This is a genomic window from Cupriavidus sp. H39 (assembly GCF_050271075.1).
In the GTDB taxonomy this organism is placed as follows: domain Bacteria; phylum Pseudomonadota; class Gammaproteobacteria; order Burkholderiales; family Burkholderiaceae; genus Cupriavidus; species Cupriavidus necator_B.
On record NZ_CP189848.1, the window covers coordinates 1,300,864 to 1,323,299 of the forward strand.

Annotated in this window: 19 protein-coding genes; 18 read left to right on the forward strand and 1 reads right to left on the reverse strand. The window is 65.1% G+C overall.

Features of this window, described 5'->3' with window-relative positions; translation table 11 throughout:
* Positions 1 to 16: 16 nt before the first annotated feature.
* From nuoL to cyoD, 14 genes are all read left to right on the forward strand, one after another.
* Entirely contained in the window at positions 17 to 2,104 is a 2,088-nt protein-coding gene (gene nuoL / locus ACOCMH_RS21480; protein ID WP_427312913.1) for an NADH-quinone oxidoreductase subunit L, read from the forward strand.
* 27 nt (positions 2,105 to 2,131) lie between these two features.
* The gene (locus ACOCMH_RS21485; protein WP_427312914.1) at positions 2,132 to 3,598 is read left to right on the forward strand and encodes an NADH-quinone oxidoreductase subunit M; all 1,467 of its coding nucleotides are present in this window, start codon (positions 2,132 to 2,134) and stop codon (positions 3,596 to 3,598) included.
* A gap of 18 nt (positions 3,599 to 3,616) precedes the next feature.
* Positions 3,617 to 5,092, forward strand: a complete 1,476-nt coding sequence (gene nuoN / locus ACOCMH_RS21490; protein ID WP_427312915.1) for an NADH-quinone oxidoreductase subunit NuoN — start codon at positions 3,617 to 3,619, stop codon at positions 5,090 to 5,092.
* 13 nt (positions 5,093 to 5,105) lie between these two features.
* On the forward strand, positions 5,106 to 5,414 hold the full coding sequence (locus ACOCMH_RS21495) for a DUF2818 family protein (protein WP_306851348.1): 309 nt from the start codon (positions 5,106 to 5,108) through the stop codon (positions 5,412 to 5,414).
* Between the two features lie 44 nt (positions 5,415 to 5,458).
* Positions 5,459 to 6,097, forward strand: coding sequence for an NUDIX domain-containing protein (locus ACOCMH_RS21500; RefSeq protein WP_427312916.1), 639 nt, complete (start codon positions 5,459 to 5,461; stop codon positions 6,095 to 6,097).
* Between the two features lie 117 nt (positions 6,098 to 6,214).
* On the forward strand, positions 6,215 to 6,661 hold the full coding sequence (locus ACOCMH_RS21505; RefSeq protein WP_427312917.1) for a DUF1178 family protein: 447 nt from the start codon (positions 6,215 to 6,217) through the stop codon (positions 6,659 to 6,661).
* Positions 6,662 to 6,755: 94 nt separating this feature from the next.
* Positions 6,756 to 7,958 carry an acyl-CoA dehydrogenase family protein gene (locus ACOCMH_RS21510; RefSeq protein ID WP_427312918.1) on the forward strand — a complete coding sequence of 401 codons (1,203 nt, stop codon included), beginning with the start codon at positions 6,756 to 6,758 and terminating at the stop codon, positions 7,956 to 7,958.
* A 13-nt stretch (positions 7,959 to 7,971) separates the two neighbouring features.
* The gene (locus ACOCMH_RS21515) at positions 7,972 to 9,090 is read left to right on the forward strand and encodes an acyl-CoA dehydrogenase family protein (RefSeq protein WP_427312919.1); all 1,119 of its coding nucleotides are present in this window, start codon (positions 7,972 to 7,974) and stop codon (positions 9,088 to 9,090) included.
* 157 nt (positions 9,091 to 9,247) lie between these two features.
* On the forward strand, positions 9,248 to 9,691 hold the full coding sequence (locus ACOCMH_RS21520) for a MaoC family dehydratase (RefSeq protein WP_171517545.1): 444 nt from the start codon (positions 9,248 to 9,250) through the stop codon (positions 9,689 to 9,691).
* A gap of 32 nt (positions 9,692 to 9,723) precedes the next feature.
* A complete protein-coding gene (locus ACOCMH_RS21525; RefSeq protein ID WP_062797794.1) occupies positions 9,724 to 10,200 on the forward strand; it encodes a MaoC family dehydratase in 477 nt (158 codons plus the stop codon).
* Between the two features lie 599 nt (positions 10,201 to 10,799).
* Positions 10,800 to 11,771 carry a ubiquinol oxidase subunit II gene (cyoA, locus tag ACOCMH_RS21530; protein WP_427312920.1) on the forward strand — a complete coding sequence of 324 codons (972 nt, stop codon included), beginning with the start codon at positions 10,800 to 10,802 and terminating at the stop codon, positions 11,769 to 11,771.
* Between the two features lie 8 nt (positions 11,772 to 11,779).
* Positions 11,780 to 13,753, forward strand: coding sequence for a cytochrome o ubiquinol oxidase subunit I (gene cyoB, locus ACOCMH_RS21535; protein ID WP_427313338.1), 1,974 nt, complete (start codon positions 11,780 to 11,782; stop codon positions 13,751 to 13,753).
* A gap of 5 nt (positions 13,754 to 13,758) precedes the next feature.
* Complete coding sequence (gene cyoC, locus ACOCMH_RS21540) at positions 13,759 to 14,403, forward strand: cytochrome o ubiquinol oxidase subunit III (protein ID WP_427312921.1); 645 nt, start codon at positions 13,759 to 13,761, stop codon at positions 14,401 to 14,403.
* A complete protein-coding gene (cyoD, locus tag ACOCMH_RS21545; protein WP_171517549.1) occupies positions 14,403 to 14,771 on the forward strand; it encodes a cytochrome o ubiquinol oxidase subunit IV in 369 nt (122 codons plus the stop codon). The genes cyoC and cyoD overlap by 1 nt, the downstream gene beginning before the upstream one ends.
* 78 nt (positions 14,772 to 14,849) lie before the next feature.
* Here cyoD and ACOCMH_RS21550 read toward each other — a convergent pair whose 3' ends face one another.
* Positions 14,850 to 16,904 (reverse strand): gamma-glutamyltransferase family protein, encoded by a 2,055-nt coding sequence (locus ACOCMH_RS21550; protein ID WP_427312922.1) that lies wholly within the window; start codon positions 16,902 to 16,904, stop codon positions 14,850 to 14,852.
* Between the two features lie 452 nt (positions 16,905 to 17,356).
* Here ACOCMH_RS21550 and urtA point away from each other — a divergent pair, with 452 nt between their 5' ends.
* The 4 genes from urtA to urtD all read left to right on the forward strand — a co-directional run bounded on the left by urtA (position 17,357) and on the right by urtD (position 22,434).
* Entirely contained in the window at positions 17,357 to 18,613 is a 1,257-nt protein-coding gene (gene urtA, locus ACOCMH_RS21555; RefSeq protein ID WP_427312923.1) for an urea ABC transporter substrate-binding protein, read from the forward strand.
* 148 nt (positions 18,614 to 18,761) lie between these two features.
* Positions 18,762 to 20,384: an urea ABC transporter permease subunit UrtB gene (gene urtB, locus ACOCMH_RS21560; RefSeq protein ID WP_427313339.1), complete on the forward strand. Its 1,623-nt coding sequence runs from the start codon at positions 18,762 to 18,764 to the stop codon at positions 20,382 to 20,384.
* Complete coding sequence (urtC, locus tag ACOCMH_RS21565; protein ID WP_018313219.1) at positions 20,384 to 21,589, forward strand: urea ABC transporter permease subunit UrtC; 1,206 nt, start codon at positions 20,384 to 20,386, stop codon at positions 21,587 to 21,589. Before urtB ends, urtC begins: the two co-directional genes overlap by 1 nt.
* Complete coding sequence (urtD, locus tag ACOCMH_RS21570) at positions 21,586 to 22,434, forward strand: urea ABC transporter ATP-binding protein UrtD (protein WP_427312924.1); 849 nt, start codon at positions 21,586 to 21,588, stop codon at positions 22,432 to 22,434. The genes urtC and urtD overlap by 4 nt, the downstream gene beginning before the upstream one ends.
* Positions 22,435 to 22,436: the final 2 nt, after the last annotated feature.

Sequence of the window (22,436 nt, forward strand, 5' to 3'; positions counted from 1 at the left end):
CCCCAATAAGCGTCCTATGGCAACCACGCTCAACCCCAACCTGCTGCTTGCGATCCCGCTGGCGCCGCTAGTCGGCTCCGCGATCGCCGGCTTGTTCGGTACCAAGTTCTTCGACCTGTTTTCCTCGGAGTCGCGCGGCGGCCGGGTCGTGGCGCATACCGCCACGATTCTGGGCGTTGCCATTTCCTTCGTGCTGTCGGTGATGGTGCTGCTCGACGTGATCAACGGCGCCGGCTACAACGGCACCGTCTACGAATGGATGGCCATCGGCAGCCTGAAGATGGAGGTCGGCTTCCTGGTCGACTCGCTGACCGCGATGATGATGGTGGTGGTGACCTTCGTCTCGCTGATGGTGCACATCTACACCGTCGGCTACATGGACGGCGACCCCGGCTACAACCGCTTCTTTGCCTACATCTCGCTGTTCACCTTCTCGATGCTGATGCTGGTGATGAGCAACAACTTCCTGCAGCTGTTCTTCGGCTGGGAAGCGGTGGGCCTGGTGTCGTACCTGCTGATCGGCTTCTGGTACACCCGCCCGACGGCGATCTTCGCCAACCTGAAGGCGTTCCTGGTCAACCGCGTCGGCGACTTCGGCTTCATCCTGGGCATCGGCCTGCTGCTGGCCTACGCCGGCAGCATGAACTACACCGACGTGTTCGCCGCGCGCGACCAGCTGGCCACCGTGATCTTCCCGGGCACCGACTGGATGATGATCACCGTGGCCTGCATCTGCCTGTTCATCGGCGCGATGGGCAAGTCGGCGCAGTTCCCGCTGCACGTCTGGCTGCCTGACTCGATGGAAGGCCCGACCCCGATCTCCGCGCTGATCCACGCGGCAACGATGGTGACCGCCGGCATCTTCATGGTGGCACGCATGTCGCCGCTGTTCGAGCTGTCCGACACCGCGCTGTCGTTCGTGCTGGTGATCGGTGCCATCACGGCGCTGTTCATGGGCTTCCTGGGTATCATCCAGAACGACATCAAGCGTGTGGTCGCGTACTCGACGCTGTCGCAGCTGGGCTACATGACCGTGGCGCTGGGCGCTTCGGCCTACTCGGTGGCGGTGTTCCACCTGATGACGCACGCGTTCTTCAAGGCACTGCTGTTCCTGGGCGCGGGCTCGGTCATCATCGGCATGCACCACGACCAGGACATCCGCAACATGGGCGGCCTGCGCAAGTACATGCCGATCACCTGGATCACCTCGCTGGTTGGTTCGCTGGCGCTGATCGGCACGCCGTTCTTCGCCGGCTTCTACTCCAAGGACTCGATCATCGAGGCCGTGGCCGAGTCGCACATCGCCGGTTCGGGCTTTGCCTACTTCGCCGTGCTGGCGGGCGTGTTCGTGACCGCGTTCTATTCGTTCCGCATGTACTTCCTGGTGTTCCATGGCAAGTCGCGCTGGGGCCAGAACCATGTCCACCAGCACCATGAGGGCGACCACGAGGACGAGGAAGTCTCGCACGACCATCATCATGGCCTGGCCGCCGGCGAGACGCCGCACGAGTCGCCGTGGGTGGTGACGCTGCCGCTGGTGCTGCTGGCGATCCCGTCGGTGGTGATCGGCGCGCTCGCGATCGAGCCGATGCTGTTCGGCAACTTCTTCAAGATGGGCATCGCCTTCAAGGACGTGATCTTTGTCGGCGAGAACCACCACGCCATGGCGGAGTTGACGGAAGCCTTCCACGGCTGGGTGCCGATGGCGATCCACTCGCTGACCACGCCGGTGCTGTGGCTGGCCATCGCCGGGGTGGTGCTGTCGTGGTTCTTCTACATGAAGCGCCCGGACATCCCCGAAGCGATCAAGAGCCGCTTCTCGGGCCTGTACAAGCTGCTCGACAACAAGTACTACATGGACGCCATCAACCAGGCCGTGTTCGCCCGCGGCGCACGCCTGCTCGGTACCGGCCTGTGGAAGGGCGGCGACCAGAGCCTGATCGACGGCATGTTCGTCAACGGCGCGGCGCGCGTGGTGGCATCGTTTGCTTCGGCCAGCCGCTACCTGCAGTCGGGCTACATCTACCACTACGCGTTCGCGATGATCGTCGGCATGCTGGTGCTGCTGACGCTGACGATCACGGGCGTGATCGGCACCAAGTGATAGGCACCAAGTAAGGAAAACATAGAAATGGTTCTGTCTTTCTCAATCTGGCTGCCTGTCTTTTTCGGCCTGCTGATCCTGGCCTTCGGCTCGGACCGCAGCCCGGGCTTCGTGCGGTGGATGTCGCTGTTCGGCTCGATCGCCAGCTTTGTCGTCACGCTGCCGCTGGTATTCCACTTCGACCGCGCCACCGCGGCCATGCAGTTCGTCGAGAAGATGAACTGGATCGAGCGCTTCAACATCCACTACCTGCTGGGCGTTGACGGCCTGTCGATGTGGTTCGTGGTGCTGACCGCCTTCATCACGGTGATCGTGGTGATCTCGGCCTGGGAGGTGATCACCGAGCGCGTGGCCGAGTACATGGCCTCGTTCCTGATCCTGTCGGGCCTGATGATCGGCGTGTTCTGCGCGCTCGACGGCATGCTGTTCTACGTGTTCTTCGAAGCCACGCTGATCCCGATGTACATCATCATCGGCGTCTGGGGCGGCCCGAACCGCGTCTACGCAGCGTTCAAGTTCTTCCTGTACACGCTGCTGGGCTCGCTGCTGACGCTGGTCGCGCTGCTGTACCTGTACAACAAGACCGGCACCTTCGAGATCCTGCAATGGCACCAGGCCAGGCTGTCGATGAACGAGCAGATCGCGATCTTTATCGCCTTCTTCGTTGCCTTCGCGGTGAAGGTGCCGATGTGGCCGGTGCACACCTGGCTGCCCGACGCCCACGTGGAAGCGCCGACCGGCGGTTCGGTGGTGCTGGCCGCCATCATGCTGAAGCTGGGCGCCTACGGCTTCCTGCGGTTCTCGCTGCCGATCGCGCCTGACGCCAGCCACTACCTGGCCCCGTTCATCATCACCATCTCGCTGGTGGCGGTGATCTACATCGGCCTGGTGGCACTGGTGCAGGCCGACATGAAGAAGCTGGTGGCGTACTCGTCGATCGCCCACATGGGCTTCGTCACGCTGGGCTTCTTCATCTTCAGCGACATCGGCATCGAAGGCGGCATCGTGCAGATGATCTCGCACGGCTTTATCTCCGGTGCGATGTTCCTGTGCATCGGCGTGCTGTACGACCGCGTGCATTCGCGCCAGATCGCCGACTACGGCGGCGTGGTCAACACCATGCCGAAGTTCGCCGCGCTGTCGGTGTTCTTCGCCATGGCCAACTGCGGCCTGCCGGCCACCTCGGGTTTCGTCGGCGAGTTCATGGTGATCCTGGGTGCGGTCAAGTTCAACTTCTGGATCGGCCTGCTGGCCGCCACCGCGCTGATCCTGGGCGCCGCCTACTCGCTGTGGATGGTCAAGCGCGTGATCTTCGGCGACGTCGTGCACCAGCACGTGCGCGAGCTGGCCGACCTGAACAAGCGTGAGTTCGTCATGCTCGGCCTGCTGGCCATCATGACGCTGTACATGGGCCTGCACCCGAAGCCCTTTACCGACGTGATGCACGCGTCCGTGGTGAACCTGCTGTCCCACGCGGCGCAGTCCAAGCTGTAATCGGGGAGAGAAATCAACATGCAACCGTCCTCGACACTCGGCCCCGTGGCGCCGATCATCTTCCTGGCGATCGCCATCGCCGCGGTCAACTGGATCGACCTTGCCCGCGGCAAGGGCCGGCAGAGCGTGGCCTACCCGCTGTCGCTGCTGACCACGCTGGTACTGACGGTCTGGTTCGGCATGAATGCCGCCACCGGCCAGACTCACTACGCGTTCGCCAACCTGGTCGTGATCGACCCGATGGCCAACGTGCTGTCCGCGTTCTGCGCGGCCGGCCTGTTCGTCACGCTGGTTTACACGCGCCGCTACCTGGCCGAGCGCGACATGTTCGCCGGCGAGTTCTACATGCTGGCGCTGTTCACGCTGGGCGGGCAGATCGTGATGATCACCGGCAACAACTTCCTGACCCTGTACCTGGGCCTGGAGCTGCTGTCGCTGTCGTCGTACGCGCTGGTGGCGCTGCGCCGCGAGTCGCGCGTAACCTCCGAATCGGCGATGAAGTACTTCGTGCTGGGCGCGCTGGCTTCGGGCTTCCTGCTGTACGGCATCTCGATGATGTACGGCGCCACCGGTTCGCTGAACCTGGGCGAGGTGTTCCGCGCGGTCGAGTCCGGCCGCATCAACACCACCATGCTGGCCTTCGGCGTGGTCTTCATTGTCGCCGGCCTGTCGTTCAAGCTGGGTGCCGCGCCGTTCCACATGTGGATTCCGGACATCTACCAGGGTTCGCCGACCGCGGTGACGCTGCTGATCGCCGGCGGCCCGAAGGTGGCGGCGTTCGCACTGTTCGTCCGCGTGCTGGTGGAAGGCCTGCTGCCGCTGGCCAGCGACTGGCAGATGATGCTGGTGGTGCTGTCGATCGTCTCGCTGGCGATCGGCAACCTGACCGCCATCGTGCAAAGCAACCTGAAGCGGATGCTGGCGTACTCGACCATCTCGCACATGGGCTTCGTGCTGCTGGGCCTGCTCTCGGGCGTGGTCGCCAACAAGGCTGACGGCGCCGCCGATGCCTACAGCTCGGCGATGTTCTACTCGGTGACCTACCTGCTGACCACGCTGGGCACGTTCGGCATCATCCTGCTGCGTACCACCAAGGGCTTCGAGGCCGAGACGCTGGAAGACCTGAAGGGCATGTCGCGCCGCAACCCGTGGTTTGCCTTCCTGATGCTGGTGATGATGTTCTCGCTGGCCGGCATCCCGCCGACCGTGGGCTTCTACGCCAAGCTGGCGGTGCTCGACGCGGTGGTCAAGGCCGGCATGACCTGGCTGGCGGTGGTGGCGGTGCTGTTCTCGCTGATCGGCGCGTTCTACTACCTGCGCATCGTCAAGCTGATGTACTTCGATGCGCCCGCCGGCGAAGAAGAGCTGGAAGCCACCTTTGGCCTGCGCTCGATGCTGAGCGTGAACGGCGCCGCGGTGATCCTGCTGGGCCTGTTCCCGGCCGCGCTGATGAACCTGTGCTACCAGGCCATCCGCTCGACCCTGGGCTCCTGACCCGCCACGCAATATGAGCGCCTCCGCAAGCGGCTGGTTTGTCATCCTGCTGGCACTGGTCTGTGCGAACCTGCCGTTCGTGAACCAGCGCCTGTTCGTGGTGATCCCGCTGCGGCAGGCGCGCAAGCCGCTGTGGCTGCGCCTGCTGGAACTGGTGGTCTGGTTCGCGGTGGCGGGCGCCGCCGGTTTTGCGGCGGAAGCCAACCTGGGCGGTACCTTTACGCAGGGCTGGCAGTTCTATGCCATCACTGCCTGCATGATGCTGGTGTTTGCCTTCCCGGGCTTCACCTGGCAATACCTCGTCAAACACCGCACGGCCTGAAGCCGGTCTTGTCGGCGCCGGGCCCTGCCTGATCCGGAGCGTCCATGACCGACAAGATCCAACGCGGTACCCCGTCTGACCTGTCCGAGCACGACGACGCGCTGAAAGAAGTATGCGTCGCCTCGGCCACGGTCCATCGCGGCAAGTTCCTTACCCTCAAGCAGGACATCGTCCGGCTGCCCGACGGCAAGCAGACCGGGCGCGAGTACGTGGTCCATCCCGGTGCGGTGATGATGATCCCGCTGTTCGACGACGGCACCGTGCTGATGGAGCGCCAGTTCCGCTACCCGGTGGGCGAGGTGATGCTCGAGTTCCCGGCGGGCAAGCTCGACCCGGAGGAGGGCGCGCAGCGCTGCGGCGAACGCGAGCTGCTGGAGGAAACCGGCTACCGCGCCGCGCGCTGGGACTACCTGACGCGCATCCATCCCGTCATTTCATACTCGACTGAATTCATCGATATCCTGCTCGCCCGCGACCTGACGCATGGCGAGGCGCAACTCGACGACGGTGAATTCCTGGAAACCTTCATCGCGCCGGTCGGGCAGGTGATCGATTGGGTGCGCGGCGGCCGCATTACCGACGTAAAGACCATCATCGGCGCATTCTGGCTCGAGAAAGTGATCTCGGGTGCCTGGCAGCCCGGGGAGCAGCCGATGCCGGGATACGGCGCTTCGCATGGGTGATGCGCGCGTCTTGTGTGCCGGAGTGCGCTTCCGAACGGTCGTTCTAAAAAATTTAGCACGACCGTTCACAAAATTTGAATTCGCGGATAATATAGCTTTTGACGGGCTGGAAAGATCATGAAGGTGCTCGACCTGTGCTGCGCGCATGACCATCGTTTCGAGGGCTGGTTTGCCTCGGAGGAAGAAGCGCAGTCGCAAATTTCGCGTGACCTCGTCCAATGCCCGGTCTGTGGCGACCACGCCGTGACCCGGCTGCCCAGCGCGCCGCGCCTGAACCTGTCGGGCGCGACCGCGCGCGAAGGCAGCGCCGGGCCGGCGCGGCAGGCCGCCGCCCCCGTGACACTGCAAGCGCTCTATTTGAAGGCAGTGAAGCAGGTGCTGGCGCAGACCGAGGACGTTGGCGACCGCTTTGCCGAGGAGGCAAGGCGCATGCACTATGACGAGGCGCCGGAACGCGGCATCCGCGGTTCGGCCTCGCCGGAGGAGGTGCAGGCGCTGGCCGAGGAGGGCATCGAGACTTTTCCGCTCGTGGTGCCGGCTGCGCTGAAGCAGACGGCTCACTGAATTGCGTCCTGTGCCCGTTGCTGTCGGCGCATGACGCGCAGGCAGAACAAACCGCCGGCGGCCCCGCGCCATGCCGGCACCACTGGAGACGGGCATGGATCTCAACTACTCGGCGTCCGACGACGCCTTCCGCGAGGAAGTGCGTAGCTGGCTCGAAGCCAACTTGCCGGCGGATATCCGCAGCAAGATTCTCAACCACCGCCGTCCGAACCGCGACGACCTGGTGCGCTGGCACAAGCTGCTCGCCGGCAAGGGCTGGTCGGCGCCGCACTGGCCGGTCCAGTACGGCGGCACCGGCTGGAACGCCACCCAGCGCCATATCTGGGATGAAGAGAATGCCCGCGTCGGCGCGCCCGGCGTGTTGCCGTTCGGCGTGGCCATGGTCGCGCCGGTGATCATGAAATACGGCAACGAGCAGCAGAAGTCGTACTACCTGCCGCGCATCCTGGATTGCACCGACTGGTGGTGCCAGGGCTATTCCGAGCCGGGCTCAGGTTCGGACCTGGCCTCGCTGAAGACCCGCGCCGAGCTGACTTCCGACGGCAAGCACTACATCGTCAACGGCCAGAAGACCTGGACCACGCTCGGCCAGCACGCCGACATGATCTTCTGCCTGGTGCGCACCGACCCCGAAGCCAAGAAGCAGGAGGGCATCTCGTTCCTGCTGATCGACATGAAGACCCCGGGCATCACCGTGCGCCCGATCATCATGCTCGACGAAGAGCATGAGGTGAACGAAGTCTTCTTCGACAACGTCAAGGTGCCGGTCGAGAACCGCGTCGGCGAAGAGAACAAGGGCTGGACCTACGCCAAGTACCTGCTCGGCCACGAGCGCACCGGCATTGCCCGCGTCGGCAATTCCAAGCGCGAGCTGGGCTTCCTCAAGCGCGTGGCGCGCCAGCAGCAGAAGAACGGCAAGCCGCTGCTGGAAGATCCGGTGTTCGGCGCCAAGGTGGCGGCGCTGGAGATCGAACTGATGGCGCTGGAGATCACCGTGCTGCGCGTGGTGTCGAGCGAAGCGGCAGGCAAGGGCCCCGGCCCCGAGGCCTCGATGCTGAAGATCAAGGGCACCGAGATCCAGCAACTGCTGACCGAGCTGATGGTCGAGGCCGTCGGCCCGTACGCGCAGCCGTTCGATACCGCCTACCTGGAGTGCGAGACCGAGCATGCGGTGAGCGGCTACGACGATGCCGCGCCGCTGGCCGCGTACTACTTCAACTATCGCAAGACCTCCATCTACGGCGGGTCCAACGAAATTCAGAAGAACATCATCAGCCAGATGATTCTGGGGCTGTGAGGAGACACGCATCATGAACTTCAATCTCAGCGACGAACAGAAGCAGCTGGCCGACGCCGTCCGCCGTTTCATCGACAAGGACTACGGCTTCGAGTCCCGCAAGAAGAACTACGAAAGCGCCGCCGGTTACGGCGACGCCGCCTGGGGCTCGCTGGTCGAGCTCGGCCTGACCGCGCTGCCGGTGCCGGAAGCGCAGGGCGGCTTCGCGGGCAAGGCCCTGGACATGATGGTGGTGCAGCAGGAGCTGGGCCGCGGCCTGATCGTGGAGCCATACCTGGCCACGGTGGCGGGCGCCTACGCCCTGGGCCTGGCCGGTGGCCAGGACGCGCTGCTGGAGCAGGTCGCCGGCGGCGAGCTGAAGCTGGCGGTGGCCTTCAATGAGCCGCAGGCCCGCTATGAGCTGAACAACGTGCGCGTCACCGCCCGCGATGGCAAGCTCAACGGCCGCAAGACCGTGGTGCTGCACGGCGGCCAGGCTGACAAGCTGATCGTGTCGGCGCGCAGCAGCGGCGGCGATGCCGACCAGGATGGCATCTCGCTGTTCCTGGTGGACGCGAAGGGCGCCGGCGTCAGCATCAAGGACTACCGCACCATCGACAACCTGCGCGCCGCCGATATCACCTTCCAGGATGCCCCCGCGCAATCGCTGGGCGAGGCAGGCAAGGCCTTCGCGCTGGTGGAGCAGGTGGCCGACTACGCCGCGGTGCTGCTGTGCGCCGAGGCGGTGGGCGTGATGGACAACCTCAACGCCGCGACGCTGGAATACGCCAAGACGCGCCAGCAGTTCGGCGTGCCGATCGCGCGCTTCCAGGCGCTGCAGCACCGCATGGTCGAGATGTTCATCCACGCGGAGCAGTCGCGCTCGATCACGCTGCTGGCCGCCGCGCGCTTCGAAGAGGCCACGCCGGAACAGCGCCGCCGCTACGTGTCCGCCGCCAAGGCGCGCGTGGGCCAGGCGGCGCGCACGGTCGGCCAGGAGGCGGTGCAGATCCACGGCGGCATGGGCGTGACCAACGAACTGCCGGCCGCGCACATGTTCAAGCGGCTGACGATGATCAACACCACCTTTGGCGATGTCGATCATCACCTGGGCAGGTTTGCTGCCCAGCCGGGGTTCCAGGAAGCTGCCTGAGCCCGCCAGTCCAGTCAAAACCGCGCTGTAGTCCAGGCGCGGTTTTTTTCTTTGCGCGCTGTTAGGGGCGGGTTCGGCAAATACGGACGCGCGCGCCCGCCTGCCATGCGATCATCGTGCGGACAAGTCAACCGCCATCCACAACGGAGACACCCCCATGCTGTATTTCGAGGATTTTGAAGTCGGCAGCCGCCGTGAGCTGGGCTCCTACCTCGTCACCGAGGAAGAGATCCTGGCCTTCGCGCGCCAGTACGATCCGCAACCATTCCATATCGACAAGGAAGCCGCCGCCAACAGCATCTACGGCGGGCTGATCTCGAGCGGCTGGATGACGTGCTCGATCATGATGCGCCTGCTGGTGCTGAGCACCACCGGCAAGTCGGCCAGCATGGGCTCGCCCGGCGTCGACGAGATCCGCTGGCTCAAGCCCGTCTATGCCGGCGACACGCTGACGGTCGTGCTGAATGTGCTGGACACCCGTGCGTCGCAGTCCAAGCCTGACCGAGGCATCGTGCATACCCAGTGGGAGGCCACCAACCAGCGCGGCGAGCTGGTGTGCACCGTCAAGGGCATGGGCATGTACGGGCGCCGGCCCGCGTAACCACACTTAACCGTCACGAGGAGACAATCGACATGCGTACCATCGCAACGCTGGAAGAACTGGAAGGGCTGCAGGGCCAGGAAGTCGCGGTCAGCGACTGGATCGAGGTAACCCAGCAGCAGGTCAACCAGTTTGCCGAGGCCACCGGCGACCATCAGTGGATCCACATCGACGTGGAGCGCGCGAAAAAGGAATCGCCGTATGGCGGCCCGATCGCGCACGGCTTCCTGACGCTGTCGCTGCTGCCCAAGTTCATGCACAACGCGCTGAGCATGCCGTCGAAGATCGGCGTCAACTACGGGCTGAACCGCGTGCGCTTCACGGCTCCCGTGCCGGTGGGCAGCAAGCTGCGCGCGCGCATCAAGCTGTTGAAGGTAGAGCGGCTTGACCCCCTGCCGAAATCGCCCGAACTGGTCGGGGCGCAGTCCACCTGGGAGGTCACCGTAGAGCGGGAGGGGAGCGAGCGGCCGGTGTGCATCGCCGAGTCGATCACGCGCCGCTACGGCTGAGGCGCGGCGCGCTTTGCCGCGCTGCGACAATATGCCACAGCGCAGTGTCGCACCCTCGAGAGCCGCGCAAAGCGCGGTTTTCTGCATATTTACCTTCGTTTTTGTGATGTTGACGTGGGTCAAAGAGAACGCGGTGCAGCAAGTGAGGGATTGTCCGTTTTGATGAACAGTGTGTTCTGTGTCGTTGGGTTTACCCCTAATGTTGCGTTGCGGTACATTCGCGCCCACGATGTTTTACGTGTTGCGCTCCCCGGCCGAAAACCGCGCCTGCCCTGACGGCAGGTCTGTCGGGAGGCGCAAAAGCCTCGTATTCCAACGCTACCCGGCCGCTGTTGTGAGCCGGGACCGTTCGCGGTTTCGGTCAGGTGCCGCAGCGCCGGCAAGGTCCTACAGGGCCTGCAGCGCGCGCAGTCAGTCCTTCCGTGTTCATGGCGTTGCAAGGCCGCATGGTCTCCCGGCGCACGATCCGCCCCCAGACCGCAACGCCAGCTAAGGACACGTCCTTCCGGTTTTCCCTCAGCCCCACGCCTCTTGCGCAAGCATCAGGCGGTTTAGCCGCGCTTTTGCCCGAAGCGCGGTGTAACCAAACCAGTCGTGACATGAAGAAACCCATACTGCCGCGTTGGACGCGGTTCCTGCCTTGCCTTGGCCTGCTCCTGCTGGCCGGCTGCAACATGACGCTGCTCGACCCGAAAGGGCAGGTCGGCGTCGACATCAAAGGCATCATCCTGATCGCCACCTGGCTGATGCTGCTGGTGGTGGTGCCGGTGATCGTGCTGACGCTGGTGTTTGCCTGGAAGTACCGCGCCAGCAATACCTCGGCACGCTATGAACCCGACTGGTCGCACTCGACCGCGATCGAAGTGGTGGTGTGGCTGATCCCCTGCCTGATCATCATCGCGCTGGGCATCATCACCTGGAAGTCTTCGCACGACCTGGACCCGTACAAGCCGCTGGAATCCAGCAAGAAGCCGGTCACGGTGGAGGTGGTGGCGCTGAACTGGAAGTGGCTGTTCATCTATCCGGAGCTGAAGATCGCCACCGTCAACCAGATCGCCTTCCCGGTCGACACTCCGGTGAACTTCAAGATCACCTCGGATTCGATCATGAATTCGTTCTTCATCCCGCAACTGGGCAGCCAGGTGTACGCCATGGCCGGGATGGAAACCAAGCTCCACCTGATCGCCAACCAAGCCGGCAGCTATGACGGCGTGTCCGCCAACTACAGCGGCGGCGGCTTCTCGGGCATGAAGTTCAAGGCGGTCGCCATGTCGAACTACGAGTTCGACCAGTGGGTCGCCAAGGTTCGCGCCTCGTCCACCGAACTGGGCGTTGAAGGCTACAAGACGCTGGCACAACCGAGCGAGAAGGAGCCGGTCACGTACTACGGCAAGGTGGAGGACCAGCTCTTCCACAACATCCTGCACAAGTACATGGACCACAGCGGCACGGCGCTCGCCGCCGACGGGTTCAGGGGCGGCCCGATCTGCACGTCGCGCAACACCCTCGGTGAAGAGCAGCTGTCCATGACCACGCCGGCGAAGCTGCCGGCGCTGGGCGCGCAATCCTAGGAGCAATGATGTTTGGCAAGTTGAGTTTGTCGGCGATTCCGTTTCACGAGCCGATCATCATGGTCGTGCTGGCCGGCGTCGCCCTGGGCGGTGCCGCGCTGTTTGGCGCGATCACCTATTTCAAGAAGTGGGGCTACCTCTGGAACGAGTGGTTCACCTCGGTCGACCACAAGAAGATCGGCGTGATGTACTGCCTGGTGGCGCTGGTCATGCTGCTGCGCGGCTTTGCCGACGCGGTCATGATGCGCACCCAGCTGGCGCTGGCCACCAATGGCGCCACCGGCGTGCTGCCGCCCGAGCACTACGACCAGATCTTCACCGCCCACGGCGTGATCATGATCTTCTTCGTGGCCATGCCGCTGATGACCGGCCTGATGAACCTGGTCGTGCCGCTGCAGATCGGCGCGCGCGACGTGGCCTTCCCGTTCCTGAACACGCTGTCGTTCTGGCTGTTCGTGGCGGGCGCCATGCTGGTCAATGTCTCGCTGGGCGTCGGTGAGTTCGCCAAGACCGGCTGGCTGGCCTACCCGCCGCTGTCGGGCCTGGACTTCAGCCCGGGCGTAGGGGTGGATTACTACCTCTGGAGCTTGCAGATCTCAGGCCTGGGCACGCTGCTGACCGGCGTGAACTTCCTGGTGACGATCCTGCGCATGCGCGCCCCGGGCATGACGCTGATGCGCATGCCGGTGTTCACCTGGACCGCGCTGTGCACCAACGTGCTGATCGTCGCTGCCTTCCCGGTGCTGACCGTGACCCTGGCGCTGCTGGGCCTGGACCGCTACCTCGGCATGCACTTCTTCACGAACGACGGTGGCGGCAACGCCATGATGTACGTGAACCTGATCTGGATCTGGGGCCACCCCGAAGTGTACATCCTGATCCTGCCGGCGTTCGGCATCTTCTCTGAAGTGATCGCCACGTTCTCGGGCAAGAAGCTGTTCGGCTACAAGGGCATGGTGTACGCGACCGCCGCGATCATGGTGCTGTCGTTCATCGTGTGGCTGCACCACTTCTTCACGATGGGCTCGGGCGCCAACGTCAACGCGTTCTTCGGCATCACCACCATGATCATCTCCATCCCGACCGGGGTGAAGATCTTCAACTGGCTGTTCACCATGTACCGCGGCCGCGTGCAAATGACCACGCCGGTGCTGTGGACGCTGGGCTTCATGATCACCTTCGTGATCGGCGGCATGACCGGCGTGCTGATGGCCGTGCCGGCGGCTGACTTCGTGCTGCACAACAGCCTGTTCCTGATCGCCCACTTCCACAATGTGATCATCGGCGGCGTGCTGTTCGGCTACCTGGCCGGCATCACCTACTGGTGGCCGAAGGCGTTCGGCTTCAAGCTGAACGAGCGCCTGGGCAAGTACGCGTTCTGGTGCTGGCTGGTGGGTTTCTACTTCGCCTTCATGCCGCTGTACGTGCTGGGCCTGATGGGCATGACCCGTCGCCTGAACCACACCGACAACCCGGCCTGGACGCCGTGGCTGTACCTGGCCGTGGTGGGCGTGGTGTTCGTCGCGCTGGGCATCTTCTTCCAGGTGCTGCAGATCGTGGTGTCGATCCGCGACCGCAAGCAGCTGGCCGACGTGACCGGCGACCCGTGGGGCGGCCGCACGCTGGAGTGGGCCACCTCGTCGCCGCCGCCGTTCTACAACTTCGCGCACACCCCGGTGGTGCGTGACCTGGACGCGTTCGCCGACATGAAGGCCCGTGGCGAGACCCTGCCGACCGAAGGCTACGAGAAGATCCACATGCCCAAGAACACGGGCGCGGGCTTCTACATCGGCGCCTTCAGCCTGGTGTTCGGCTTCGCCCTGACCTGGCACATCTGGTGGCTGGTGGTGGTTGGCCTGGTCGGCATGATCTGGGCGTTCATCCACCGCAGCAACGACGACCACATCGACTACTACGTGCCGGCCACCGAGGTCGAGCAGATCGAAACGCGCCATCTGCAGCGCATTGCTTCGCAAGCCTGAGAACCATGTCGACTCAAGTCCTAGACCGCATCCCCGCGCAGGCAGGCGCCCCGGCTCACGCCGGCGCGCACGGCCATGACCATGCGCACCACGATACCAGTGCCAATACGGTGTATGGCTTCTGGATCTACCTGATGAGCGACTGCATCATCTTCGCCGGGTTGTTCGCGGCCTTCGCCGTGCTGCGCGGCGAACTGGCAGGCGGCCCGTCGGCGAAGGAGCTGTTCGAGCTGAACTACGTGCTGGTGGAGACCTTCATCCTGCTGTTCTCCTCGATCACGTACGGCATGGCGATGATCTCGCTGCAGAACCGCAGCCTGAAGCACGTGCAGACCTGGCTCGGCATCACGTTTCTGCTGGGCCTTGGCTTCATGGCGATGGAAATCAACGAGTTCCACCACCTGATCGCCGAAGGCGCCGGCCCGGGCCGCAGCGCGTTCCTGTCGTCGTTCTTCACGCTGGTCGGCACCCACGGCCTGCACGTCGCCAGCGGCATGCTGTGGATGATCGTGCTGATGTGGCAGCTGGGCAAGAAGGGCATCACCCCGACGCTCAGCAAGCGCCTGATGTGCCTGTCGCTGTTCTGGCACTTCCTGGACGTGGTCTGGATCGGCGTGTTTACCGTGGTCTACCTGATGGGACATCTGTGATGGCACAACACAACGCACCGGCGGCGCACGGCGCCCACGACTCGCACGCGCACGACAGCCACGCTGGCGGCCACGCCAGCTTCAAGTCCTACGCGATCGGCTTCATCCTGGCCGTGATCCTGACGGTGATCCCGTTCAAGATCGTGATGGACGGCACCATGGACAAGGGCACCATGCTGTGGATCATCCTGGGCATGGCCGTGGTCCAGATGATCGTGCACCTGAAGTACTTCCTGCACCTGGACTCGTCGTCCGAACAGCGCAGCAACGTGATCGCGCTGCTGTTCACGGCGCTGATCCTGGTGATCGTGGTGGCGGGTTCGCTGTGGATCATGCACAACCTGAACGCCAACATGATGGTGATGTAAGGGCTGCGCGGTCCTGGCATCCTGGCATCGACAAACGGGGCCCCGCGAGGGGCCCCGTTTTTCTTTGCCGCGACCTCGTCACGGCTTGAAGGTATCGCCTAGCACCACGCCCTCGCGGCGCGGGTCCGCGCCGCCCACCAGCACGGCGGAGCCGCCGATGGTGGAGCGGATGATCGCGCTCAAGCCGCTCGACTGCGCCGCGACATTCACCGTATGGCCCAGGTTGCGCAAGCCCCGCACCAGCGGGTCGTTGTCGCCCGGCAGGCCGCCGGCCGGCGTGCTGGTGTCGACATTGGGATGCTCGCCGCCGACGATCATGGCCGAGCCGGCACCGTTGGAGCCGCCGAAGTCGATCATCGACACCGCCTGCTGCGCATCCATGCCCCAGTCCAGCGAAGCCACCAGGGTCTTGGCCACGTACTGGATGATGGTGGCGCCGCCCGGCGAACCGGTGGTCATGTAGAAGTCGCCGCGCGAGCCGTCGCCGTTGCGCCTGAACACCAGCGTGGGCGCCATCGAACTGCGCGGGCGCTTGCCCGGCTGCAGCCGGTTGGCCACCAGCACGCCGCCAGGCGCCGGATCGGCATTGAAGTCGGTCAGCTCGTTGTTGAGCAGGAAGCCGTTGGTCATGTGGTACGACCCCAGGCCCGACTCGATGGTGGTAGTCATCGCCACCACGTTGCCGTACTTATCGTGCAGCGACAGGTGCGTGGTACCGCGTTCTTCCACCATCGACGGCGCCAGCGGCACGTCGCCGAGGTTGCCCGCTGCCACCGGCGTCACCATCGAGCTGGTGGTGCTGATCAGGCTGGCACGCTGGCTCAGGTAGGGCTTGTTCAGCATGGTGTCCCAGGTGCCGCCGGGCAAGGGGATGAAGTCGGTGTCGGCCACGTACTTGTTGCGGTCGGCGTAGGCCAGGTGTCCGGCTTCGCCCATCAGGTGGACGCCCAGCACGCTGGGCCGGCCGCCGTTCTGGTCGACCAGGGTGGGCTTCTGCGCCGCCATGTCGAAGTTCTCGACGATGCCCAGGATCTGCGCCACCGCGATGCCGCCCGACGACGGCGGCGGCATGCCGCACACCTCGTACTGCCGGTAGGTGGTGCACACCGGCGTGCGTTTCTTGGCTTGGTAGTTGGCCAGGTCGTCCAGCGTAGTCACGCCGGGCGTGGTGGTGCCGTCGTAGGTGGTCTGGATCTTGTTGACGATGGCCTGGGCGATCGGGCCGTTCTTGTAGAACGCGTCGGCGCCGCCCACGGCAATGGCGGTAAACACCGCCGCCAGGGCGGGATTGCGCAGCATGGTGTTGACCGCGCGCGGCGTGCCGTCGGGGTTCAGGAAGTAGGCGGCCATCTCGGGATCGCGCTTGATGTTGGCCACGGTGGCGCTGTCCGAGATCGCGGCGGCCATGCGCGGCGGAATCGCAAAGCCGTCGGCGGCCAGCTTGATCGCCGGCGCGAACAATTCCTTCCACGCGGTCTTGCCGTAGTCGCGGTGGGCCAGTTCCAGCACGCGCAGCGTGCCCGGGGTGCCGATGGAGCGGCCGCTGCGAATCGCGGTGGGCAGCGGCGCGGTCTGGTCGGTGGCGGACTTCCAGCGCAGGTAGTTTTCATCGGCGGCGGCGGGCGCGGTCTCGCGGCCGTCGTAGGCGGTGACCTGCCGGGTCGCGGCGTCGAAATGCAGGATGAAGGTGCCGCCGCCGATGCCGGACGATTGCGGCTCGACCAGGTTCAACACCATCTGCGCCGCCACGGCGGCGTCGATGGCGGTGCCGCCGGCCTTCAGCACGTCGCACGCCGCCTTGGTCGAGACCGGATTGTTGGTCACGGCCATATAGGTCTTGCTATAGACGGTGACCTTGGGCGCATAGCCGGTCGCCTGCTCCGGCGCGTTGGGGTCGCCCGGCAGGACCACGGCCTGGCCGCCGGTGCTGCCGTCCAGTTCGCAGCCGGCGGTCGGCGTGATCGGCGGCGGTGGCGGTGGCGGCGAGTCGCCGCCGCCGCCACCGCAAGCGCCCAGCGTCAGGGCAAATGCCGCCAGGGCCAGCTTGCCGCGGCGCTGGCGCCAGGGAGGGGTGGCGCGCAGCGGCAGCTGCGGTTCGGCGGAGGATGCGTTGGGATCGGCAGCGTACGGCATGATTTCTCCTTCCTTGTGTGGTCCGGGAAATGCCTGGGCCGTCGTCGTGGGCAAAGACCGCGGCCAGCTTTCACCGTAGTCGGGCGGCGCTCAGGTCTTAATCATTGAATGTACGGATTTACATGCATTCGAATCCGGGTTTAAGCGGTTGATTAATTGCGCCCCGGCCACGGTGCCGGCAGGTCGGCACTTGCCAACGGCGCCACGGTGGCGCAAGCCGGATCCGGCCGGGTGCGACATGCACCGGGATCGCCCGCCATGGCTGGCACGCACTGTCACAGTGCGTAGTTGCGTTGCACGGCGATGGTGCGCGCGGGCACTGCAGCCGGCATCCGGCCGCCCGCGCCGCCTGTGGCCGCGCCGCGCGGGGCTTGTCGCCGTGGCACGCTAGTTGCAGATGCATCACCCCGGGGAGCGTAGTCCCTGACCTACACCATAAACGGGAGCTGCAAATGCAACGACGTGACATGCTGAAGCTGTCGGCGATAGCCGCCGCGGCGATGATCGGTACCAGCCCGCTGGCGCTGGCGCAGTCCAAGGAGCCGATCAAGGTCGGCATCCTGCATTCGCTGTCCGGCACCATGGCGATTTCGGAAACGTCGCTGAAGGACGTGGCCCTGATGACCATCGACGAAATCAACAAGAGCGGCGGCGTGCTCGGGCGCAAGCTGGAACCGGTGGTGGTCGACCCGGCGTCGAACTGGCCGCTGTTCGCCGAGAAGGCGCGCCAGCTGGTCAGCAAGGACAAGGTGGCGGTGACCTTCGGCTGCTGGACCTCGGTGTCGCGCAAGTCGGTGCTGCCGGTCTACGAAGAGCTCAACGCGCTGCTGTTCTACCCGGTGCAGTATGAAGGCGAAGAGATGTCGAAGAACGTCTTCTACACCGGCGCCGCGCCCAACCAGCAGGCCATTCCGGCGGTGGAATACCTGATGAGCAAGGAGGGCGGTGGCGCCAAACGGTTCTTCCTGCTCGGCACCGACTACGTCTACCCGCGCACCACCAACAAGATCCTGCGCGCCTTCCTGAAGAGCAAGGGCGTCGCCGACAAGGACATCGAAGAGGTCTATACCCCGTTCGGCCACAGCGACTACCAGACCATCGTCGCCAATATCAAGAAGTTCTCGCAGGGCGGCAAGACCGCGGTGATCTCCACCATCAACGGCGATTCCAACGTGCCGTTCTACAAGGAACTGGGCAACGCCGGGCTCAAGGCCAAGGACGTGCCGGTGGTGGCGTTCTCGGTCGGTGAAGAAGAGCTGCGCGGTATCGACACCAAGCCGCTGGTGGGCCACCTGGCCGCGTGGAACTACTTCATGTCGGTCAAGAATCCCGAGAACGATGCTTTCCGCAAGCAGTGGGCGGCCTGGGTCAAGGCCAACAACCTGCCCGGCGGCGACAAGCGCGTGACCAACGATCCGATGGAAGCCACCTACGTCGGCATCCACATGTGGGCGCAGGCCGTGAAGAAGGCCGGCAGCACCGACACCAACAAGGTGCGCGCCGCCATGTACGGCCAGACCTTCAAGGCACCGGACGGCTTCACGCTGACGATGGGTGAGAACCACCACCTGTACAAGCCGGTGATGATCGGCGAAGTCAAGGGCGACGGCCAGTTCTCGGTGGTGTGGAAGACGCCGAAGGCGGTGCGTGCGCAGCCGTGGAGCCCGTTCATCGCGGGTAACGAAGGCAAGCCGGACAAGGTGATGTAAGCGGACGCCAGCCTGGCTCCGTGACGATGGCTTCCCTCTCCCGCAAGGCGGGGGGGAGGGAGCACATCGCCCCCTTTCGCACACCAGAACAACAAGGCGCTGAAGCGCCGCCACTGCGCCAGCCACTATGCCCAAACTACTTCCGACAATGGCCATGCCATGGCTGCGCGCCCTGCTGGCGGCGTTGCTGCTGGCGGCTGCGCCGTGGGCCGCGGCGCTGACGCAGGCCGACCTGAAGCCGCTGGCCGAAGACGATTTCGATGCCAAGACCGCGGCACTGACCGCGCTCGCGAAGGCCCCGCCCGATCAGGCCGGCCCGATCCTGAAGGCCCTGCAGGACGACGCGCTGCAATACGCAGCGTCGGTCGGCATGGTGCGCCAGGACGGCGATAAGACCGTCGATGCCATTACCGGCAAGCCGGTCGCGGTGAAAGCCGACGAACTGGAGTCCCTGACCCTGAACAACAGCCTGCGTGCGCTGGTCGACAGCGCCGCCAGCAGCCTGCTGCTGCAGTCACCCGACATCGCGGTGCGTGCGCAGGCGGTCGCCACGCTGCGCGCCCAGCCGGAAAGCGCCTCGCGCGCCGCGGTCGAAGCCGCGCGCAAGAATGAGGCCGATGCCGGCCTGCGCACCAGCCTGGACGTGATCTGGGCCAACCTGGTGCTGGCCGAGCCGGCTGACCCCGCAGCGCATGACGCGCGGCTTGAAGCCATCCGCATCCTCGGCAGCGACAGCAACCCGCAGAGCCGCCAGAAGCTGGCGCCGCTGGTGGAGCGCAACAGCGCCGGCAACTACCGCGAGCCCGATGCCGACGTGCGCCTGGCCGCGCAGCAGGCGCTGGACACGCTGCGCAGCGACCAGCGCCGCGCCGAGCTGATCGGCAACCTGTTCGCCGGACTGAGCCTGGGCAGCGTGCTGTTGCTAGCCGCGCTCGGGCTGGCCATTACCTATGGCCTGATCGGCGTCATCAACATGGCGCACGGTGAATTCCTGATGATTGGCGCCTATGCGACCTACGTGGTGCAGTCGCTGTTCCGCGCCTACGCGCCGGGTGCGTTCGACTGGTACCTGCCGGCGGCGCTGCCGGCTTCGTTCCTGGCCGCGGCGGCGGTGGGCTTCGTGCTGGAGCGGCTGGTGCTGCGCCACCTGTACGGCCGCCCGCTGGAAACACTGCTGGCCACCTTCGGCGTGAGCCTGCTGCTGATGCAGGCGGTGCGCACGCTGTTCGGTGCGCAGAACGTCGAGGTGTCCAATCCCGGATGGATGAGCGGCGGCTTCGAATCGATGCCGGGGCTGGTGATCCCGTACAACCGCGTGGTCATCATCCTGTTCGCGCTGGCGGTGGTGGCGGTGGCGTGGGCGGTGCTGAACCGCACGCGGCTGGGGCTGTTCGTGCGCGCGACCACGCAGAACCGCACCATGGCAGCGTGCGTCGGCGTGCGCACGTGGCAGGTCGACAGCTACGCCTTTGCCTTTGGCGCCGGCATTGCAGGGCTGGGCGGCTGCGCGCTGTCGCAGATCGGCAATGTCGGGCCCGACCTGGGCCAGGCCTACATCATCGATTCCTTCATGGTGGTGGTGCTGGGCGGGGTGGGGCAGCTGGCGGGCACCATCGTCGGCGCCTTCGGGCTGGGCATCATCAACAAGTTCATCGAGCCGTTCTATGGCGCGGTGCTGGCCAAGATCTTTGTCCTGGTGCTGATCGTGCTGTTTATCCAGAAGCGGCCGCAGGGACTTTTCGCGCTCAAGGGGCGCAGCGCGGAGGCATGATGCAGCGAGTCCAATCGAATTCTTCCGCCACCCCGTTCCGGCTCGCCGTGCCTGAGCGGCAGGCGCTGTTCTCGCGGCGCGGCTGGATGGCGCTGGCGGCGCTGGTGGTGATCGTCGGCATCGGCGTGCCGGTGTGCGCGCTGGTGTTGCCGGAGGGCCATCCGCTGCACCTGTCGGCCTATGCGCTGACGCTGGTCGGCAAGATCATGTGCTTTGCGCTGGCGGCGATCGCGCTGGACCTGGTGTGGGGCTACTGCGGCATCCTGAGCCTGGGCCACGGGCTGTTCTTCGCGCTGGGCGGCTATGCCATGGGCATGTACCTGATGCGGGCTATCGGCCGCGAAGGCGTATACAAGAGCGAGCTGCCGGACTTCATGGTGTTTCTCGACTGGAAGGAGCTGCCGTGGTTCTGGCAGGGCACCGGGCACCTCGGCTACGCGCTGCTGCTGGTGGTGCTGGTGCCGGGCGTGCTGGCGTGGCTGTTCGGCTTCTTTGCCTTCCGCTCGCGCATCAAGGGCGTGTACCTGTCGATCATCACGCAGGCGATGACGTATGCGGCGATGCTGCTGTTCTTCCGCAACGAGACCGGCTTCGGCGGCAACAACGGCTTCACGGACTTCAAGCGCATTGCCGGCTTTGCGATCGCGGCGCCGCAGACGCGCACGGCGCTGTTCGTGCTGACTTTCCTGGCGCTGCTGGCGGGCTTCATCGCCTGCCGCTACATCGTCACGTCCAAGCTTGGCCGCGTGGTCACCGCGGTGCGCGATGCCGAGATGCGCGTGATGTTTTCCGGCTACAACCCGCTGGGCTACAAGCTGTTCGTGTGGACCTTCTCGGCGGTGCTGTGCGGCATCGCGGGAGCGCTGTACGTGCCACAGGTGGGCATCATCAACCCCGGCGAGATGTCGCCCGGCAACTCGATCGAGATGGCGGTTTGGGTTGCCGTGGGCGGGCGCGGCACGCTCATCGGGCCGGTGATCGGCGCGTTCCTGGTCAATGGTGCCAAGACCCTGTTCACCGCCCACTTTGCCGAATACTGGCTGTTCCTGCTGGGCGCGATGTTCGTGCTGGTGACCTTGTACCTGCCCGATGGCGTGACCGGGTTGTGGAACCGGTTGCGCGAGCGGCGCGCGGCCGCACCACCAGCCGCTGCAGACCCTGTTTCAGCGCCTGCTGTGGCAGGCCGCACCGGAGGTGACGCATGAATGCCGCACTCCAGCACGGCCAGGCCGAAAGCGGCGATGCCACCGGCCTGGGCCGCATCGTCGAGCCCGGCACCATCGATGTGTCGCATGGGCCGATCCTGTACCTGGAAGACCTGACGGTGCAGTTCGACGGCTTCCGCGCGCTGAACCAGCTGACCTTGTCGATCGACCATGGCGAGCTGCGCTGCGTGATCGGCCCTAACGGGGCCGGCAAGACCACGATGATGGATGTCATCACCGGCAAGACCGGGCCGCGCAATGCCAATGTCAGCGGACGCGTGTTCCTGGGCCAGACCATCGACCTGATGCGGATGACCGAGCCGCGCATCGCTCAGGTGGGCATCGGCCGCAAGTTCCAGAAGCCAACCGTGTTCGAGCAGCACGCGGTGTGGGAGAACCTGGAACTGGCGATGAAGGCCGACAAGCGCTGGTGGTCGTCGCTGCGCGCGCGGCTGACGGCAGAGGGGCATCGCCGCATCGAGCAAACGCTGGCGCTGACCGGACTGGAGGCCGAGGCCTACCGGCCCGCCGGGCTGCTGTCGCACGGGCAGAAGCAGCGGCTGGAGATCGGCATGCTGCTGATGCAGCAGCCGCAGCTGCTGTTGCTGGACGAGCCGGTGGCCGGCATGACCGATGAAGAGACCATGCAGCTGGCGGCGCTGCTCAACGGCCTGCGCGGCAGCTGCTCGATGATAGTGGTCGAGCACGACATGGAGTTCGTCGCCGCACTCGCGGGAGATGCCGGCCAGGTCACGGTGCTGGCAGAGGGCAGCGTGCTAGCCGAAGGCACGCTCGACAGCGTCAAGCGCGATGAGCGCGTGATCGAATCCTACCTGGGGAGATAGGC

Coding starts and splice junctions, on each gene's coding strand:
- nuoL (WP_427312913.1), top strand. CDS start 17: ATGGCAACCACGCTCAACCCCAACCTGCTGCTTGCGATCCCGCTGGCG.
- ACOCMH_RS21485 (WP_427312914.1), top strand. CDS start 2,132: ATGGTTCTGTCTTTCTCAATCTGGCTGCCTGTCTTTTTCGGCCTGCTG.
- nuoN (WP_427312915.1), top strand. CDS start 3,617: ATGCAACCGTCCTCGACACTCGGCCCCGTGGCGCCGATCATCTTCCTG.
- ACOCMH_RS21495 (WP_306851348.1), top strand. CDS start 5,106: ATGAGCGCCTCCGCAAGCGGCTGGTTTGTCATCCTGCTGGCACTGGTC.
- ACOCMH_RS21500 (WP_427312916.1), top strand. CDS start 5,459: ATGACCGACAAGATCCAACGCGGTACCCCGTCTGACCTGTCCGAGCAC.
- ACOCMH_RS21505 (WP_427312917.1), top strand. CDS start 6,215: ATGAAGGTGCTCGACCTGTGCTGCGCGCATGACCATCGTTTCGAGGGC.
- ACOCMH_RS21510 (WP_427312918.1), top strand. CDS start 6,756: ATGGATCTCAACTACTCGGCGTCCGACGACGCCTTCCGCGAGGAAGTG.
- ACOCMH_RS21515 (WP_427312919.1), top strand. CDS start 7,972: ATGAACTTCAATCTCAGCGACGAACAGAAGCAGCTGGCCGACGCCGTC.
- ACOCMH_RS21520 (WP_171517545.1), top strand. CDS start 9,248: ATGCTGTATTTCGAGGATTTTGAAGTCGGCAGCCGCCGTGAGCTGGGC.
- ACOCMH_RS21525 (WP_062797794.1), top strand. CDS start 9,724: ATGCGTACCATCGCAACGCTGGAAGAACTGGAAGGGCTGCAGGGCCAG.
- cyoA (WP_427312920.1), top strand. CDS start 10,800: ATGAAGAAACCCATACTGCCGCGTTGGACGCGGTTCCTGCCTTGCCTT.
- cyoB (WP_427313338.1), top strand. CDS start 11,780: ATGTTTGGCAAGTTGAGTTTGTCGGCGATTCCGTTTCACGAGCCGATC.
- cyoC (WP_427312921.1), top strand. CDS start 13,759: ATGTCGACTCAAGTCCTAGACCGCATCCCCGCGCAGGCAGGCGCCCCG.
- cyoD (WP_171517549.1), top strand. CDS start 14,403: ATGGCACAACACAACGCACCGGCGGCGCACGGCGCCCACGACTCGCAC.
- ACOCMH_RS21550 (WP_427312922.1), bottom strand. CDS start 16,904: ATGCCGTACGCTGCCGATCCCAACGCATCCTCCGCCGAACCGCAGCTG.
- urtA (WP_427312923.1), top strand. CDS start 17,357: ATGCAACGACGTGACATGCTGAAGCTGTCGGCGATAGCCGCCGCGGCG.
- urtB (WP_427313339.1), top strand. CDS start 18,762: ATGGCCATGCCATGGCTGCGCGCCCTGCTGGCGGCGTTGCTGCTGGCG.
- urtC (WP_018313219.1), top strand. CDS start 20,384: ATGCAGCGAGTCCAATCGAATTCTTCCGCCACCCCGTTCCGGCTCGCC.
- urtD (WP_427312924.1), top strand. CDS start 21,586: ATGAATGCCGCACTCCAGCACGGCCAGGCCGAAAGCGGCGATGCCACC.